The 16,156-nt window shown below is 39.9% G+C and carries 15 protein-coding genes and 1 pseudogene; 4 read left to right on the forward strand and 12 right to left on the reverse strand.

Going from position 1 to position 16,156, the window contains the following annotated elements:
* Window positions 1-175: 175 nt before the first annotated feature.
* Together QZU45_RS05715 and traF are read left to right on the forward strand one after the other, a co-directional pair.
* Window positions 176-1,030: a MurR/RpiR family transcriptional regulator gene (locus tag QZU45_RS05715; protein ID WP_074840501.1), complete on the forward strand. Its 855-nt coding sequence runs from the start codon at window positions 176-178 to the stop codon at window positions 1,028-1,030.
* Window positions 1,031-1,135: 105 nt separating this feature from the next.
* Window positions 1,136-1,642 (forward strand): conjugative transfer signal peptidase TraF, encoded by a 507-nt coding sequence (traF, locus tag QZU45_RS05720; protein WP_294998097.1) that lies wholly within the window; start codon window positions 1,136-1,138, stop codon window positions 1,640-1,642.
* A 42-nt stretch (window positions 1,643-1,684) separates the two neighbouring features.
* Here traF and fabF read toward each other — a convergent pair whose 3' ends face one another.
* The 8 genes from fabF to QZU45_RS05760 all read right to left on the reverse strand — a co-directional run bounded on the left by fabF (window position 1,685) and on the right by QZU45_RS05760 (window position 8,556).
* Complete coding sequence (gene fabF, locus QZU45_RS05725; RefSeq protein ID WP_295352727.1) at window positions 1,685-2,932, reverse strand: beta-ketoacyl-ACP synthase II; 1,248 nt, start codon at window positions 2,930-2,932, stop codon at window positions 1,685-1,687.
* 341 nt (window positions 2,933-3,273) lie between these two features.
* Window positions 3,274-3,507: an acyl carrier protein gene (gene acpP / locus QZU45_RS05730; RefSeq protein WP_031491245.1), complete on the reverse strand. Its 234-nt coding sequence runs from the start codon at window positions 3,505-3,507 to the stop codon at window positions 3,274-3,276.
* Between the two features lie 183 nt (window positions 3,508-3,690).
* Entirely contained in the window at window positions 3,691-4,437 is a 747-nt protein-coding gene (fabG, locus tag QZU45_RS05735) for a 3-oxoacyl-[acyl-carrier-protein] reductase (protein ID WP_295352731.1), read from the reverse strand.
* A 10-nt stretch (window positions 4,438-4,447) separates the two neighbouring features.
* Window positions 4,448-5,380, reverse strand: coding sequence for an ACP S-malonyltransferase (fabD, locus tag QZU45_RS05740; protein ID WP_295352734.1), 933 nt, complete (start codon window positions 5,378-5,380; stop codon window positions 4,448-4,450).
* A gap of 88 nt (window positions 5,381-5,468) precedes the next feature.
* Window positions 5,469-6,425: a beta-ketoacyl-ACP synthase III gene (locus QZU45_RS05745; RefSeq protein ID WP_074840511.1), complete on the reverse strand. Its 957-nt coding sequence runs from the start codon at window positions 6,423-6,425 to the stop codon at window positions 5,469-5,471.
* Between the two features lie 153 nt (window positions 6,426-6,578).
* The gene (locus QZU45_RS05750) at window positions 6,579-7,547 is read right to left on the reverse strand and encodes a phosphate acyltransferase (protein ID WP_164954262.1); all 969 of its coding nucleotides are present in this window, start codon (window positions 7,545-7,547) and stop codon (window positions 6,579-6,581) included.
* A gap of 89 nt (window positions 7,548-7,636) precedes the next feature.
* Entirely contained in the window at window positions 7,637-7,819 is a 183-nt protein-coding gene (gene rpmF, locus QZU45_RS05755) for a 50S ribosomal protein L32 (RefSeq protein ID WP_074840515.1), read from the reverse strand.
* Between the two features lie 203 nt (window positions 7,820-8,022).
* Window positions 8,023-8,556, reverse strand: coding sequence for a YceD family protein (locus tag QZU45_RS05760; RefSeq protein ID WP_295352738.1), 534 nt, complete (start codon window positions 8,554-8,556; stop codon window positions 8,023-8,025).
* A 102-nt stretch (window positions 8,557-8,658) separates the two neighbouring features.
* Between QZU45_RS05760 and QZU45_RS05765 the strand changes: the two genes are divergently transcribed.
* Complete coding sequence (locus QZU45_RS05765; protein WP_295352741.1) at window positions 8,659-9,348, forward strand: hypothetical protein; 690 nt, start codon at window positions 8,659-8,661, stop codon at window positions 9,346-9,348.
* Between the two features lie 49 nt (window positions 9,349-9,397).
* Here the strand turns inward: QZU45_RS05765 and QZU45_RS05770 are convergent, their stop codons facing one another.
* The 4 genes and pseudogenes from QZU45_RS05770 to QZU45_RS05785 form a co-directional block, all read right to left on the reverse strand.
* Entirely contained in the window at window positions 9,398-10,126 is a 729-nt protein-coding gene (locus tag QZU45_RS05770; protein ID WP_295352744.1) for an HAD family hydrolase, read from the reverse strand.
* Between the two features lie 2 nt (window positions 10,127-10,128).
* Window positions 10,129-11,100 (reverse strand): 23S rRNA pseudouridine(955/2504/2580) synthase RluC, encoded by a 972-nt coding sequence (gene rluC, locus QZU45_RS05775; RefSeq protein ID WP_295352748.1) that lies wholly within the window; start codon window positions 11,098-11,100, stop codon window positions 10,129-10,131.
* A gap of 202 nt (window positions 11,101-11,302) precedes the next feature.
* On the reverse strand, window positions 11,303-11,569 hold the full coding sequence (locus tag QZU45_RS05780; protein WP_295352751.1) for a PD-(D/E)XK nuclease domain-containing protein: 267 nt from the start codon (window positions 11,567-11,569) through the stop codon (window positions 11,303-11,305).
* A 549-nt stretch (window positions 11,570-12,118) separates the two neighbouring features.
* Window positions 12,119-12,909: pseudogene (locus tag QZU45_RS05785) on the reverse strand (AAA family ATPase); the annotation flags it as partial.
* Between the two features lie 491 nt (window positions 12,910-13,400).
* On the opposite strand from QZU45_RS05785, the gene rne reads away from it, so the two are divergent.
* The gene (gene rne / locus QZU45_RS05790) at window positions 13,401-15,968 is read left to right on the forward strand and encodes a ribonuclease E (RefSeq protein ID WP_295352754.1); all 2,568 of its coding nucleotides are present in this window, start codon (window positions 13,401-13,403) and stop codon (window positions 15,966-15,968) included.
* Window positions 15,969-16,156 lie beyond the last annotated feature (188 nt).

Raw genomic sequence — 16,156 nt, forward strand, 5'->3', positions numbered from 1 at the left:
GATTTAAGTAAAAACATAAAAATCCATTAAAAATCAACTAAATTAAATGAAAATAAATATCTTTTTTTTAGTTTTGTTTGTTCAGACACGAACATTTGAAAACAAAAAGCGTAAAATAATTTTCACCATATAAAAATAAATAAAAAAATATAACAGCATTAAGGATATCCAACTAATGAGCATTCTAAGACGACTAAGCAATCCACAGATCAAAGCGTCAAAATCAGACAATAAACTTATTCATTACTTTTTGGCCAATGGTCTGAAGGCATGTTCTTCATCTATTTCAGAGATCTCTGCTGACTGTGATATTTCACATGCAACAGTTACACGTTTTGCCCGAAAATTCGGATTTGAAACTCTAAAAGATTTTAAAATTGCCCTTGCCCAGGATCTAGGAGCACAAGATAACGACAATCATGGAAAAAGAACAGCCATCAACCTGAAAGAAAGCTGCGAAACTACAGCACAGAAGCTTTTGCAGTTAAATCAGACTCTGTTATCTCAGACTGCAGTAGAAATCGGTTTTGAATCAGTTACCAAACTAACTCGCGAAATTGTCGGAGCCAGACACGTCTTTTTCTTTGGAATAGGAAGTTCTGGTTATCTTGCCAGAGATGCTGCCAGAAAAATAGCCCGTATCGGTATTGATGCCAGATGCTATACTGATTCACATGAAATTATGACCCATTCAACAATGATTACAAATCAGGATGTAGCAATCTACATATCAAACTCAGGTCAAACACATGAGCTAGTTAAATCTGCAGCCTTATGTTCCAAAAAAGGAGCTATGATTTGTGCAATTACAGCAGAAACTACATCACCACTGTATTCCTTCACCGATATTACTGTGCTGCACGCGGTACATGATTACGATCTTGCGCAGGGCTATGCAGACTCTCGTCTGTCAGTTTTCTTTATTATTGACCTTATCTATATTGAACTGATAAAGCTTATAGGAGAAAAGGCAATCAAGCAGAAACAGGAAACTCAGGAAGCAATCGATTCACTTTCTAATAACGATTAAAATCACATAGTTATACAGGGTTTTCACAAAAAATGGGGTACTTATTTTCAGCCCCATTAAAAAGGCCGTTAAAATAATAACGGCTTTTTTTTAACTAAGGATTATATGAAAACTCTGCTCTTAACATTATTATTTTTATTTCTTTCAGCTACTAGCTATTACCTAGATATCTGGTTTAACATCACTCCTTCTATTCCCCAGGGAATCTACAGACTTTCAAAAAACGAGAATGAAATCAAAAACGACAGCATTATTCTTTTTTGTCTAAATAATAAATACGCAGAAATAGCAAAAGATCGAAAATACATCTCCGCAGGAAAATGCAGAAAAGGTCTATCCCCTATTGGAAAGCACGTTATTGCATCATATCCTGATAAAGTCAAAATCAATAATAACGGCATTTATATAAATGGGAAACTCGTTAAAAATACCAGACCTTTACCTCAAGATAAGGAGGGAAGAAATCTTATTCACACAGAGTTATATAAAACATTAAAACAAGATGAATTTATTGTTGCAAGTTCAAAAGAAGATTCTTTTGACAGCAGATATTATGGAATAATCGAAAGAAAAGATATTGAAGGAAAGTTAAAAGAAATTTTGGTTTTCTAGAATTATCCCGCCAAATTAGAGGCGGGATAATATCATGAAAAATTAGTCCATTCTCTTGAATAGAAGAGAACCATTGGTACCGCCGAAGCCAAAGTTGTTTGACATAGCGTACTCAATATCATGTTTCTGAGCTGTACCAGGAACAAGATTGAAATCACCAACTTCATCTTCTGGATTAACAAGATTGATGGTTGGAGGACAAATCTGATCCTTAATTGACATAACAGTGATAACTGCTTCGATTGCACCAGCTGCACCTAATAAGTGACCAGTCATTGACTTGGTTGAACTCATGCAGCAGTTCTTAGGAGCATCACCAAACAGACTCTTAGCAGCACGTAACTCTGATAAATCACCTACAGAGGTTGAAGTGCCGTGAGCATTGATGTAGTTAACCTGCTCTGGTTTTACACCTGCATCCTTTAATGCGCCCATCATTGATCTTGCTGCACCTTCACCTGTTGAAGGAGTTGCTGTCATGTGATAAGCATCACCAGACATACCGAAACCAACAAGCTCAGCATAAATCTTAGCACCACGAGCCTTAGCATGCTCATACTCTTCAAGAATCAGCACACCTGCACCGTCACCTAGAACGAAGCCATCACGATCCTTATCCCAAGGACGAGATGCATGCTCAGGATCATCATTACGGTGAGATAGAGCCTTCATAGAAGCGAAACCGCCAATACCCATAGGGGTTGAAGCTTTTTCTGCACCACCACAAACCATAACATCAGCATCACCGAAAGCAATCAGTCTAGCTGATAAACCGATAGCGTGAGTACCTGTAGCACAAGCGGTAACCATTGACAGGTTAGGACCACGAAGACCTTTCATAATTGAAAGCTGGCCTGAAACCATGTTGATAATTGTTGATGGAACGAAGAATGGGCTGATTCCACGAGGACCTTTAGCAACTAAACCAGTAATGTTCTTCTCGATCAGAGTAAGACCACCAATACCAGAACCGATCATGGTACCGATTCTGTCAGCATTTGCTGGAGTAATCTCTAAACCAGAATCATTCAAAGCCATAACGCCTGCAGCAATACCGTACTGAATGAATTCATCCATCTTACGTGCATCTTTAGTTGTGATGCCCCACTGCTCAGCATTAAAGTTCTTTACTAGACCGGCAATCTTTACAGAGAAATCTGTAGTATCAAAATGATCAACAGTAGTGATACCGCTCTTGCCTGCTAATAAATTTTTCCATGATTCTTCTAAAGTACCGCCAACTGGGCTTAACATACCCATTCCGGTAACTACAACCCTACGTAATTGCACCGTTGGATCTCCGTTATTGATTTGTGGACTAAATCGGTAATTATTACCGAATACAAGCATTAAAAGCCTGTTAATTGACTCGACGCAGAATAAACATCCTACGTTTTAGACGGGATTTATCCGCCTTGAATTCTTTTGGTTATGAATAAACACTGTTCATTGCATAACCTTTTATCAACATTCAAAGAACTGGGATAACCAGATGAATACTTTGTAAGCTTAAAAAAGGTGATACAAAATCTTCTAAAAAGAATGGAGATGTTTAGCATCTCCAGTCCACTTTAAATGTTCAAATATTGGATGAAGTAAATTCATCCTTATAATTCAACACAGACCAGCTATTACTGATTGTTGTTGATGTAATCGATTGCGGCCTGAACGGTAGTGATCTTCTCAGCTTCCTCATCAGGGATTTCGGTACCGAACTCTTCCTCTAAAGCCATTACTAGCTCTACGGTATCTAGTGAGTCAGCGCCAAGATCATCAACGAATGATGCCTCTGGTACAACATCCTCAGGCTTAACGCCTAATGTGTCAACGATAACTTTATTTACGCGCTCTTCAATATTGCTCATTTTTTTCCTTGACCAGGCTGCGAAGGCAGCGCTGTCCCTTTGCTAAAAAAAACGCCCCAGCCCAATGCTAGGACCCAAACAAAACTTTATGCAATTATATATGTTTTAAATGACTTTTGGTAGTAAAAAAAAGAATAAAATATACAAAAAGTAATTTAATTCACAAATTCGCATAAATATCAATTAGTTGCAGTGCAATCCACCATTTACATCAATGGTTGAACCTGTTATATAAGCAGCTAAATCTGATGCCAAGAATACAGCAGCACCGGCAATATCCTCAACAGTTGCAGCTCTCTTTAAAGGAATAGAATTGGTCCATGCCTTTAGCTGCTCCTCGTTTAATGCAGCAGTCATATCAGTAGCAACAAAACCAGGAGCAATGCAATTAACAGTAATGCCTCTTGAACCAACTTCCTTAGCTAATGACTTGCTGAAACCAATTAATCCAGCTTTGGCAGCAGCGTAGTTACACTGACCAGCATTACCATCCTGACCGACGATTGAGGAGATGTTGATGATCCTACCAGCTCTCTTCTTCATCATTGGACCAATAGCCAGCTTACACATCTGAACACATGCAAACAGATTGCACTGAAGAACATCCTCCCAGTCCTGATCCTTCATTCTCATAAACAGAGTATCACGAGTGATACCAGCATTGTTTACAATAATGTCAGGGCATGAGCCGGCATCAGCTACAACAGAATTAAAACAGTCTTCGACGGTCTGCTTGTCAAGAGAATTCATAACTAATCCCTTGCCGTGACCATTTAAGTATTCAGTAATACCGGCAGCACCTTTTTCTGAGGTTGCAGTACCGTAAACTTTAGCACCAAGCTGCTCAAAAGCCTGGGCAATTCCCTTACCGATACCACGTGAAGCACCAGTAACTAAAACAATCTTTCCTGAAAAGTCTAAATTAAACATAATATGATTCCTATGCTAATTCTTCTAATGCTTTCTCTAAGGTCTGCTCATTGCAGATGTTTGCACTGCCAAGAGTCTTATCAATACGACGGTTCAAACCACATAGAACTTTGTTAGGACCACACTCAATAAGAGCTTCCACACCGTCAGACTTCAAAGCCTGAACTGTTTCTACCCAGCGAACAGGCATAGTCAGCTGCTTAACAAGAGCGTCTACAAGATCAGACGCCTTAGTTAAAGGCTTAGCTAGAGCATTAACATATACAGGAATAGAAGCGTCATTAATCTTGATTGACTTTAAAGCTTCAGCCAATCTGTCTGCAGCTGGCTGCATAAGAGGACAGTGAGATGGAGCAGAAACTGCCAGAGGAACAACTCTCTTAGCGCCCATAGCGGTAAATTCAGCACAAGCCTTGTCAACAGCAGTCTTGTTACCAGAAATAACAACCTGACCTGGAGTGTTGAAGTTTGCAGCCCATACTTTTTCTGAATCGGTTGATACCTTTGCACAGGTCTCGATAATTGTATTGTCATCAATACCAAGAATAGCTGCCATTGCACCAACACCGGCAGGAACAGCTTCCTGCATTGCCTGACCGCGAAGTCTTACTAATCTTACAGCATCCTTAAAGTCGATAACACCTGCAGCTACCAGTGCGCTGTACTCGCCTAGAGAATGACCTGCAAGAGCAACAGGTTTTTCAGACTTGGACATTAAAACTCTGAATGCTGCAACGGAAGCTGTCAGAATTGCAGGCTGAGTAACCTCAGTCTTGTTAAGTTCGGTATCAGGACCGTTTAAGGTTACAGACTGAAGATCATAGCCTAAAGCCTCATTAGCTTCAGCATATGTTGCCTTAACAATTTCGTTATCCATAAAATCCGCAAACATTCCAACGCTCTGAGAGCCCTGTCCTGGAAAAACTGCTGCAAATTTTTTCATAAAGAATCTCCTGAATTTAAGAAAAACTTCTTTTAAAAAAACTAAATTACTGAATCTTACAAAATAGACAAAAAGGTCTTGCGCTACACTAGTAACGTACCAGAGCAGACCCCCAGGTAAAACCGCCGCCAAATGATTCTAAAAGAAGAACATCTCCTCTCTTGATCCTGCCGGAACGAATACCCTCATCAAGGGCTAGACCAACGGAAGGAGCCGAAGTATTGCCCTGTTTGTCTAAAGTAACAATCACATGCTCCATATCAAGCTTAAGCTTTCTTGCAGTAGCTGCAATGATTCTCAAATTAGCCTGATGAGGAACAAGAAAATCCAGATCATCTGCTGTCATATTTCCCTTTTCAAGGGTAGTTGTAACCAGAGAGGCCAAAACAGTAACAGCATGTTTGAACACATCATTGCCTTTCATATACAGCCATGAATCATCACCGGTAAAATTACCGCGCTTAGGATAAGGCAATGATAAAAGAGGACCGAATTTTGAATCGGCAGATAGATGGGTAGCAATGGTACCCTCGGTCTCAGACTCACCTAGGATACAGGCGGCCGCACCGTCACCAAACAGAATAATAGTTGTTCTGTCGGTTGGGTCACAAGCTCTTGACATTAAATCAGAACCTACAATCAGAACTTTTTTAGCCTGACCGGAAATAATCATAGAATGAGCCAGTGAATAGGCATAGCTGAAACCAGAACAGGCTGCAGCTAAATCAAATGCAGGTCTATCTTTAATACCTAATAGGCCTGAAATTTCACAGGCTGCAGAAGGGAAAGCATACTGAGCAGATGTTGTTGCACAGATGACCATGTCAATTTCACATGCGTCAATACCGGCAGCTTCCAATGCTCTTTTAGCGGCTATCGCTCCCATTGAGGCAGCAGTCTCATCTGGAGCTGCAATACGTCTCTCACTTATACCGGTGCGCTCAATGATCCACTCATTTGAGGTATCAACCATCTTTTCCAAATCTGCGTTGGTACGCACCTGTTCAGGTAAATAACTACCTGTTCCAAGAATTCGAGTAAACAAGGAATTCTCCAATTTCTACAAAAACAATTTCGCTATTTTATCAAGAATAAAGTCTTTTTCATAAAATAATATGTATTTTTTACTTTACTCTGAAAAAAACAGCAAAACGTTAGAAAAAAAATTTTCAGTGTAATTTCTGGTAGTAGGAAAATTTTACTGTACTTGTTTTTTAATAGTTTCTACCAGATTCAGCTGAGCAGTCTTTGCAGCCTCAACCAGCGCTACAGCAACAGCTTCCTTGCCAGCACTGGCATGGCTCTTGATTACAAGACCATCAACACCTAAAAGCACAGAGCCGTTGTACTGCCATGGTTGAAGCCACTCAGGTCTAGCAAGTTTTGAGAAAAACTTCTTCATTCCCTGAGCATTCAGGAAGGCTGAGGCCACACCTTCTGCGGCCTTAAGAGCAACATTACCGGTAAATCCGTCGGTAACAATTACATCTGCATCATCTGTAAAGAGCTTATCTGCTTCAACAAATCCGTAGCAGTTCAGAGAATGATCCTGCTCGATCAGATCACGAGCTTCCTTAACCAGGGCACTGCCCTTGTTTCTCTCGCTACCAACGTTAAGCACACAGACTCTTGGCTTTGAAACATTGTAGAAACATTGATAAGCAGTCTGGCCCAGGATTGCGAAATCATGAAGATCCTTGGCATTGCTTGATGCATTAGCACCAAGATCCAGCATTAAGGAGTATTTTGAGGGACCAGCAGGGATCTTTGCACATAAGGCAGGTCTTAAACCGCCTATGGTACCAAGAATATGACGGGAAAGGCTGACTAATGGACCAGTACCGCCACTTGACACGGCAACATCAGCTTCCTTGTCTTTAACAGCTTCGATAACACGACGCATTGCGGATGTACGATATCCTTCCAGAACAGCTCTAGGATCTTCATCCTGAGGAATGCACTCTGGAGCATCAATGAATTCATATCGGCTTGAATCAACTTTCTCAAAAGCAAGAGCAACCTTCAGCTTTTGGGATCCGTAAACCTTGATTTTGATATTAGGATATAAAACCAATGCAAAACGAACTGCACTGGCAACTGACTTGGCATCGACATTGTCTCCGCCAGTTCCATCGAGGGCTACAGTAATTTTAGTTTCGCTATTCACAATTCAAAAAGGGCATAGAGACTTTGTCCCTGTGCCCTTCTCCATTAATTCATACTTGATAAGAATCTTATCGACAAAAAAGTTATGACTTAAGCCTTAGCAGGAGTTAAGTTTAACTTCTCACCACGGTAGTAACCACCCTTGGTGATATTGTGACGAATATGAACTTCCTCTGAAGTCTTATCAATTGATAAACGCATTGCTGATAAAGCATCGTGTGAACGACGCATGTCACGACGTGAACGGGACTTATGGTTCTGCTGAACAGCCATTTTTATTGTCTCCTAAAAATTACTTAATTTGCGGAGAACTTGAATGCCCCGCTTTCTCTGATTTTTAACTAACTTTCGCCACCATCTGTGGCACTAATCGCGGTATTATACTTGGATAAATAATTATTTTCAAGCAAAAAACTAAATAACATTATCTTATGCTTTCTAATACCACTAACTCTCTAATTAATATAAAGAAAAAACTATTTCTTGAATTTATCCTTCAACTCGGCAAGAGCAGAAAATGGATTCTGCTGAGCCTCTTCAGCAAGTTCACCGAATGTCCAGCTGTCTTCAGAACTTACACATTCAGGATCATCCTCATCATGTGAAGTGATATAAGGAATTTCAAGCAGAATACAGTCTTCAAGAAAAGAGAGAAGATTAAAAGATCCATCCTCATTCAGCTCAACTATATCTAATTTCTCCTCAAGCTTTAGACTTCTAGCCTTTTCTTCATCACAGGTTGACTGGAAGTGTCCAGTTATTTCCTTGTCGAATTCTTTCTGACATCTCTGACATACAAAGCGAACCTTTGCGCTAAAGGAACCTTCAATTGTTCTTAGCCCCTGAAGATCCTCATAGAACCTGAACTCAACCTTCACCGGCTGAAGAACACTGCTGCAAGCCTCTGCTAATCTTGGTAAATATGAAGGATCAATTGTAGTTTTGTATTCAGCACCGTTGGATACAAGTTTTTCAAAATTAACTATTTCGTTAAAGGCCAAATCCGCCATGATATCTACCTAAAATTTATGAAAATTTGATACAAATTCTGATTATTTTTGAGTTTACAGTATACACTAGAAAAAGGGATTGTCTGATTTTAAGGTGACCGCATGACTATAAAATCTTTCATTACAATGTGTGTATGTGCTTTTTGCTCCATTGGTGTGGCTAATGCCTATAAAATTGAAGCAAGATTTGAAACCCAGCATTACGGTGTTTATCAGGTTATTCTTGGTAAAGGTGAAGTTTATGGTATTTCTTTAAAACAGATCATTGCCAAGGATTTAAGTTCAAGAAAGAAATTCCAGGCAACAGCAGCAGTCTATCCTTATGGAAGTGCTGCCATGAATGGTACAATCAAAGAGCCTACCGTTGGAGTCATCACCACAGAAAACTATGATGGATCTTCATCAGTTACCGTCAACCTTAATGACAAAGCAAAAAATTCAAGCTATGTTGGTATCTATTTAAACTTCAAGCAGCTCTCAAAAATTGCTGATAACAGGACAGTGAATTCACTGGCATCAGAACTTGCGCAGATGCCACTGGTTTTAGAGGGAGTTCCTGTTGATGTTGTATCAAAAGACTTTAGAGGCAACCTTTACTATACTGCTGCAACCGGAGCAGTAATTCTCGATTTCAATGTAATTGACAGTCTTTACTATGATAAAAAGAAACTTGAGTCTGTAACCGATAAGTGTACTGTAAATATTTTATCACTTCCAGACAGACACACTAACGAGTCTCCGCTATTCATAGCTGGACATGGTGCAGTGAACGATATTATCTGTGAAAAATAAAAAACAAAACACCAGAAATACTCACTGCCGTATAGTGAGTATTTTTTTATCAGATGAGATCTATATACTTTTCCATGTCAGAAACACAAGGAAGAATCATATCAGGCTTTAGTGAAAATAACGCATCTCCACTCCATACGCCAGTCTGCACACCAAGAGAACGATTATTGGCATCAATAAACATCTTGATATCTAAATATGAATCGCCTACACCTAAAATACTCTCTGAAGGAACATCAAGTCTTTTGGCCATCAGATTCATCATCTCAGGATTTGGTTTAGGGATCTCAGAACCACCACAGATAGCATCACAGTAATTTCCGAGAATAGTCGCATCCAGTGTCTTTTTAATACCGGCTGTTGAACGTCCAGAAGCATAACCAATCTTAAGACCTTTATGTCTGATTTTCTTCATCAGAGACTCAACTCCGGTAAATAAAGTATCTATCTGCAGTTCTGGCGACTGTAGGTATACCTCTCTATAAAAGGAGGTAATCTTCTTGTATTCAGGCTTTTTTTCTTCAGGAAGCAGCTGTCTGATACCTTCACTAAGTTCAAGTCCAATGGTACTCATAATTTCCCTTTCATCAGGAAGAGGAAGACCTAAAAGAGAAAAAGATTTATGGGTACAGGATATAATCTGAGTAATACTGTCGGTTAAAGTACCATCAAGATCAAAAACTACAGCCTTAATAGAGTTCTTAAATTCAGGAAAAGAAGAATCTACAACCAGATCTCGTCTTCCATCTATGTAAGAATATTCGTTACAGGAAGTCATAATTACTCATCAGCCTTTTTTCTTAGGATCTCTACAGCCTGCTCTAGTTCTGGAGGTAAAGGAGCTTCGACCTTAAGCATCTTTCCATCTGCAGGATTTAAAAAGGTGATCTTAAATGCATGAAGGAACATTCTCTTAAGACCAATGGATTTTAAGAAAGCATTGAAGTCCTTGTCACCATACTTTTCATCACCACCTACAGGATGTTTTACATATGCAGAATGTACACGAATCTGATGAGTTCTTCCGGTATGAGGCATAGCTGCCATCAGAGTAGCGCCATTTAAAAACTCAACCACATCATAGCCGGTTGAAGAAGGAGCTCCGTTTTTAAAGCTTACCTCAACCATTCTTTCACCAGATCTAAGTTCATTTCTGACCAGAGGAGCATCTACAAGATGAACTCGTCTGTCCCATTTTCCAGGAACTAAAGTCAGATAGCGCTTCTTTACAATTCTCTGACGGAACTGCTCATGAAGATTTCTAAGTGCAGATCTTCTCTTTGCAACTATCAGACAGCCAGAGGTTTCCTTATCCAGACGATGAGCAAGCTCTAGGAATCTCTGCTCTGGTTTTAAAGCTCTTAAAGATTCAATCAGACCGAATTCAATACCGCTGCCACCATGAGCTGCAAGGCCTGCAGGTTTATTTACCACCAGCAGATCCTCATTTTCAAAGAGGATTCTATCCTTCAGATCCTGAACCAGATGAAGATTAGAAGAAGGAATGGTAACAGGGCCTTCTGTAACGGTTACAGGAGGAATACGGATTACATCACCAGCCTTCAGCTTATATGAAGGAGATACTCTTCCCTTGTTGACACGGACTTCTCCTCTTCTAAGAATTCTGTAAAGCATACTTCTAGGTACACCTTTTAAAACTCTTGCAAGATAATTGTCCAGTCTCTGACCTTCGTCATCTTCATTGGCGGTGTTATAACTTACACCATGTGATACAACATGCTTATCTGACATAAAATTCCCATAAAAAAACTTGCACACATTGTACCTTAAAACCCAGCTAATTTGATTTTAATTTTTCCTTGAAAATCAAGGGAAGAAAAAACATGTCAACAGATAGAGATCTCATTTAAGGAAAAAACACAGAGAAAAAATTTTCCCTGCGTTTGGTTGTAAAGATAAGAATTAGGATTCGATTGGTCTTATGAGCTCAGACTTAGACAATTTTCCACAAAGATACAGCTTTATCTTTTGCACTGATAACCACACCGATTCTTATTAGTTCCTTTATCGGAAGAATTTCACCATAGCGCTTATCACAGGACTGTTCAAGAGCTTCGTCTAGTAGCAGGTTCTCTGAGCCTTTTGTTCTTGCAAGCTTGAACTCAAAAACATATCTTTTTCCTGGCATTTCTACAACAAGATCGGCACTGCCGATTGAGCTAATAACTTCCTTTCTGGAATTAATACCAGCAACAGTCATCGCAAGATCAATAAAATCTCTGCAGTTACGTTCATCGGTGAAAGCGACCTTATTATCGTAACCAAAGCTGTTTAAAATAACGTTAAAATGTTTAATGAGATTTTCATAACTCTGATTATTAAAATCTGAAACCAGTGCACTGGCTGTATCCTCGTCATCCTCGGTAATAGGAGTTTGTCTAACTTTCTTCAGATACAGTTTAGATAAGGAAGATTTCACCTCAAGGTTTGGAGGACACAGAAAATATCTTGTAATCGCAAGATCTTCAACATACTCCGGGCGTAAAGAAAGGTAACCGGTCTGATACAAAAGACTTACTGTTGGAGTATCGAAATAATCGTAGAAAAGATCTAAGTCATCCTGGCTGATTCTTACTTTCTTCAAAGTTTCAAGAGGAGTGTTCTGAATACTCTTTATGTATTTAGAAATCAGTGTAGGATAAGCACCACCAGTTTCATACCAGAAGTTTTTAAAGCCATTCTCTGGAGCGGATAAGAAATTTAGAACAGACCATGGATTATGTAGTAGAGTTTCGTTGTTTACATGGAATCTATAGCCATCATAGTGAGCCTTTATCTGTGCATAACATTCTTCTTTTGAGAGTTTTAGTATATTGGCTGCATTCTCAACATACTCATCAAAATACTGATGCATATCAGCTTCTGTATACCCCAATAGCGGAGCAAACTTGGCTTCAAGCCCTAAATCTCTTAGATTATTAAGCTGAGAAAATAAGCAAAACGGCCCACACCTGTAATAAAGATGAATCTCATCTTTCCCGATAGGGCTTTTATTGTTCCAAAAAGTCCCTGTATATATTTTCTATACTCTTCAAATAACTCTTTGTCGTCAAGTGAATGTGTTAGAGGATAATCATACTCGTCGATTAGAAGAACAAATTCACCGGGAGCACTGGAAATAATATCTGTTAAAAGGGCATCTGATTTATATGTTCCTGAGTAATTTTTTTGTGTAATCTCTAAACAATTTGCAGTATTAGCGAGGGTATCGTAGATTTTTGTGTCAAAATCAACAGGATTTGTGTATGCGAATGAAGAAAAATCAAGTCTTATAACCTTATACGTATTCCCCTTTTCTCTTTCCTCCCAAAGTTTTTCTATCTTAAGACCTTTAAAAAACTCTGTACCGTGAGAAAAAAGAGATTCAAGAGTGGAGATGAGAAGTGACTTTCCAAAACGACGTGGTCTCGAAAGAAAATTAGGACCATCAAGATAAGCAAATTCATAAATCAAATCTGTGTGATCAACATAAATCTGCTTTTGTGAACGCAATTCTTCGAATCCGCTTTTAGCTTTTGGAAGTTTTGTAATATCTACCATTATTTTTTCTCACCTAGCAGGATGATAAGACTATGAATTTAACTTTAATTTTACTACATGTAAGAGATATCTTGAAGACCATAAGGGATTGTTTCAGATATAACTCCTGTTATTTCCGGAATTGATAGACTTCAAAAAAAACAATAATTTTAGCTTTCATAAATAAGTATACAGACCTCTTTTGTGGCATAATATCGGCGGCGAAGTGCGATAATCGCTTTGTTCATGATTTCAACTCGCCTTATAACTAATCAGACGTCTGCAAGGGATGCCTTGCGTCTTTCTGCACGAATGCATGAAGGATAAAGACTGACGATTAAGGTTGCCGATAAATCGACCCCACTTTTTAGAAAGTATTGGCGCGTCATTTAAAGGTGTAAGAAAAACTTGTTTTCAATGCATTGGCTCTGCCGAAAGGTTGCTTATAACAGAGCCTGGTAGGGTTTTGCATTTTTGAAAACCATAAATTAGGATGATTTCTCGTGAAGAGAATGCTTATTAACGCAACACAGCTTGAAGAAATCCGTGTTGCCTTAGTCGATGGTCAGAAGCTGTATGATCTAGACATTGAATCTCCACAGCACGCCAACAAGAAAGCGAATATCTATAAGGGAACCATTACTCGAATCGAGCCTAGCTTAGAAGCTGCTTTTGTCGATTATGGTGTTGACCGTCACGGCTTTCTTCCATTAAAAGAAATTGCACGCGAGTATTACCCTGCTGGCACTAATTTCAATGACCACGCTTCAGTCCGTTCCGCACTAAAGGAAGGAACTGAGGTTATTGTTCAGATTGAAAAAGAAGAACGCGGTCTGAAAGGTGCAGCTCTTACTACGTTCATTTCTCTGGCTGGCAGCTACCTGGTTCTGATGCCAAACAATCCTCGTGCAGGCGGTATATCCCGTCGTATCGAAGGAGAAGACAGAACCGAGCTTAAAGCTGCTCTAAAGGGACTTACCGTACCAGAAGGTATGGGCGTTATCGTTCGTACTGCAGGTGTAGGTAAGAGTGCAGAGGAACTAGAGTGGGATTTATCCATTCTGACCAAGTTATGGGGCATGATTAAACAGGCTGCCGCTACTCGTCCTGCACCATTCCTGATTCACCAGGAATCCAACATTGCCTTAAGAGCAATTCGTGATTACCTAAGACCAGATATCGGTGAGATCTTAGTAGACAGTGAAGATGCCTACAAGCAGATTCTTCACTACATTGAGCTTGTAAGACCAGAGTTCGCCTCAAAGGTACATCTGTACAACGGTGATATCCCTCTGTTCAGCAAGTTCCAGATCGAAAGTCAGATTGATACAGCATACCAGAGAGAAGTTAGACTTCCATCCGGTGGTGCAATTGTTATCGATCCTACTGAAGCTCTAACTTCCATTGATGTTAACTCAGCAAAAGCTACACGTGGCGGAGATATTGAAGAGACCGCTCTTCAGACAAATATCGAAGCAGCCGAAGAAATTGCAAGACAGTTAAGATTAAGAGACGTTGGCGGTCTTGTTGTTATCGATTTCATTGATATGACTCCACTGAAGAATCAGCGAGAAATCGAAAACAGAATGAGAGATGCTGTTCGTCAGGACAGAGCCCGCATTCAGTTCAGCAGACTGTCCCGTTTCGGTCTTCTGGAAATGTCACGTCAGAGACTGCGTCCATCTTTAGAGGAGAGCAGCTCTCATGTATGTCCTATGTGTAATGGTCAGGGTACCTGCCGTGATACTCAGTCTTTAGCTCTTTCAATTCTAAGACTGATTGAAGAGGAATCTCACAAGGAAAATGCTGGTGACGTATTCGCAATTGCTTCAGTTGAAGTAGCAACCTTCATCTTAAATGAGAAGAGAGCTGCCCTAGCTGCAATTGAGGAAAGAACTCAGACCAGAATTACTATTATTCCTGAAAAGACATACATGCCTCAGGAATATCAGGTAAACCGCTGCATCCAGACTCCAACCAGCAAGGAAAGCAATATTCACAGCCTAGAAGTTCTTCGTGAACTGGATAAGGACAATCGTCAGAAGGCTGAGAATATCCTTGAGAATCCACTGCTGCAGAAGGTTGTGCAGAATGTTGGTATCAGCAATGCAAACACTGATACACCAGCAATCAACAGCGATATCATTTCTTCAACTATGACTGCTCCTAAGATTACAGCCCAGAAGAAAGATGCTAAAAACAGCCGTAGCAAGGTTCAGGACGAACCTGGTTCTATCATAGGTTCAATCAAGTCATTCTTCGGTTCTCTATTCGGAGTACAGAAGAAGGAAGAAGAAACAACTTCGAAGAAGAACGGCAAAGGTTCTCAGAAGAGAGGTTCTAAGCAGCGTTCTGAAACTCAGAACAAACGTGGACAGAGAACTTCTGGCAAACAGAACTCACGTGCTTCACAGGCAAAGCAGGACAAGGCAGAACGCACTGAAAAGACAGAGCGTAACGAAAAGACTGAGAAACAGTCTCGCCAGGAGTCAAACGAGGCTCCACAGCGTCAGCCAAAACAGCCAAGACAGCGTAAGGGCCGTAATGCTGCTTCTGAAGATGCACCTGCAAAAGAGCCTCGTTCACGTCGTCAGCCAAAGGAATCAGCTGCAAAGGAAGAGCGCCCTGAACAGCGTTCAACCGCAGAGACTTCTGCTCCTAAGCCAAGAAGAATCAGTACTCCTCCAAAGCCAAAGGCTAGCGAATCTAAAATTAAGGAAGTAAAACCTTATAAGGTTCCAAAGAGAGAATATACTGAGGAAAAGATGGATCAGGGCAATGATTTCTCTGTTGATTTCTCAAATATTCCATCAGGTCGCAGCACTAGCGAAGAGCTGAACATTGAATACTCAATCAAAGTTGGCGGTCTTCGTGATGCAGAGTTAAACGGCATTGAAGGAATTTCAGAACCAACAGTTGAGCCTGTTGATTACACAAACGTTCCTTCCGGAAGAGATTTTGACAAGGGTAATGCAGTTGAAACCTCACCAAGAGCTGGTGGATTAAACGGCAAAACCTCAAGCGCTGCTACCAAGATAATTGATACTCAGCGTGAAACAGATCCTTTCATTGAGAACTAACGTTTAATATAAAATACTAATAAAGCCGGTAAATAAAATTACCGGCTTTTTTTGTGTTAGTATTTTTTTCATATTTCTTTAAACAAACTTACATGCATGGTTGGTTAAGCATTTTTAGGCATCCTTGGAGTTTTAGATACAACCTCAATTATATGTCTAATGCTTTTACCTCTCATGCGGTTAGTAAA

It is taken from the genome of uncultured Succinivibrio sp. (genome assembly GCF_902756765.1).
Classification (GTDB): Bacteria; Pseudomonadota; Gammaproteobacteria; order Enterobacterales; family Succinivibrionaceae; genus Succinivibrio.

Bases quoted from the DNA above. Each gene is read 5' to 3' on its own strand.
- QZU45_RS05760 (WP_295352738.1), bottom strand. From the start codon at position 8,556: ATGGCGGATTTGGCCTTTAACGAAATAGTTAATTTTGAAAAACTTGTA.
- QZU45_RS05770 (WP_295352744.1), bottom strand. From the start codon at position 10,126: ATGACTTCCTGTAACGAATATTCTTACATAGATGGAAGACGAGATCTG.
- fabG (WP_295352731.1), bottom strand. From the start codon at position 4,437: ATGTTTAATTTAGACTTTTCAGGAAAGATTGTTTTAGTTACTGGTGCT.
- fabD (WP_295352734.1), bottom strand. From the start codon at position 5,380: ATGAAAAAATTTGCAGCAGTTTTTCCAGGACAGGGCTCTCAGAGCGTT.
- QZU45_RS05780 (WP_295352751.1), bottom strand. From the start codon at position 11,569: ATGACTGTTGCTGGTATTAATTCCAGAAAGGAAGTTATTAGCTCAATC.
- rluC (WP_295352748.1), bottom strand. From the start codon at position 11,100: ATGTCAGATAAGCATGTTGTATCACATGGTGTAAGTTATAACACCGCC.
- rpmF (WP_074840515.1), bottom strand. From the start codon at position 7,819: ATGGCTGTTCAGCAGAACCATAAGTCCCGTTCACGTCGTGACATGCGT.
- QZU45_RS05715 (WP_074840501.1), top strand. From the start codon at position 176: ATGAGCATTCTAAGACGACTAAGCAATCCACAGATCAAAGCGTCAAAA.
- traF (WP_294998097.1), top strand. From the start codon at position 1,136: ATGAAAACTCTGCTCTTAACATTATTATTTTTATTTCTTTCAGCTACT.
- acpP (WP_031491245.1), bottom strand. From the start codon at position 3,507: ATGAGCAATATTGAAGAGCGCGTAAATAAAGTTATCGTTGACACATTA.
- QZU45_RS05765 (WP_295352741.1), top strand. From the start codon at position 8,659: ATGACTATAAAATCTTTCATTACAATGTGTGTATGTGCTTTTTGCTCC.
- rne (WP_295352754.1), top strand. From the start codon at position 13,401: ATGCTTATTAACGCAACACAGCTTGAAGAAATCCGTGTTGCCTTAGTC.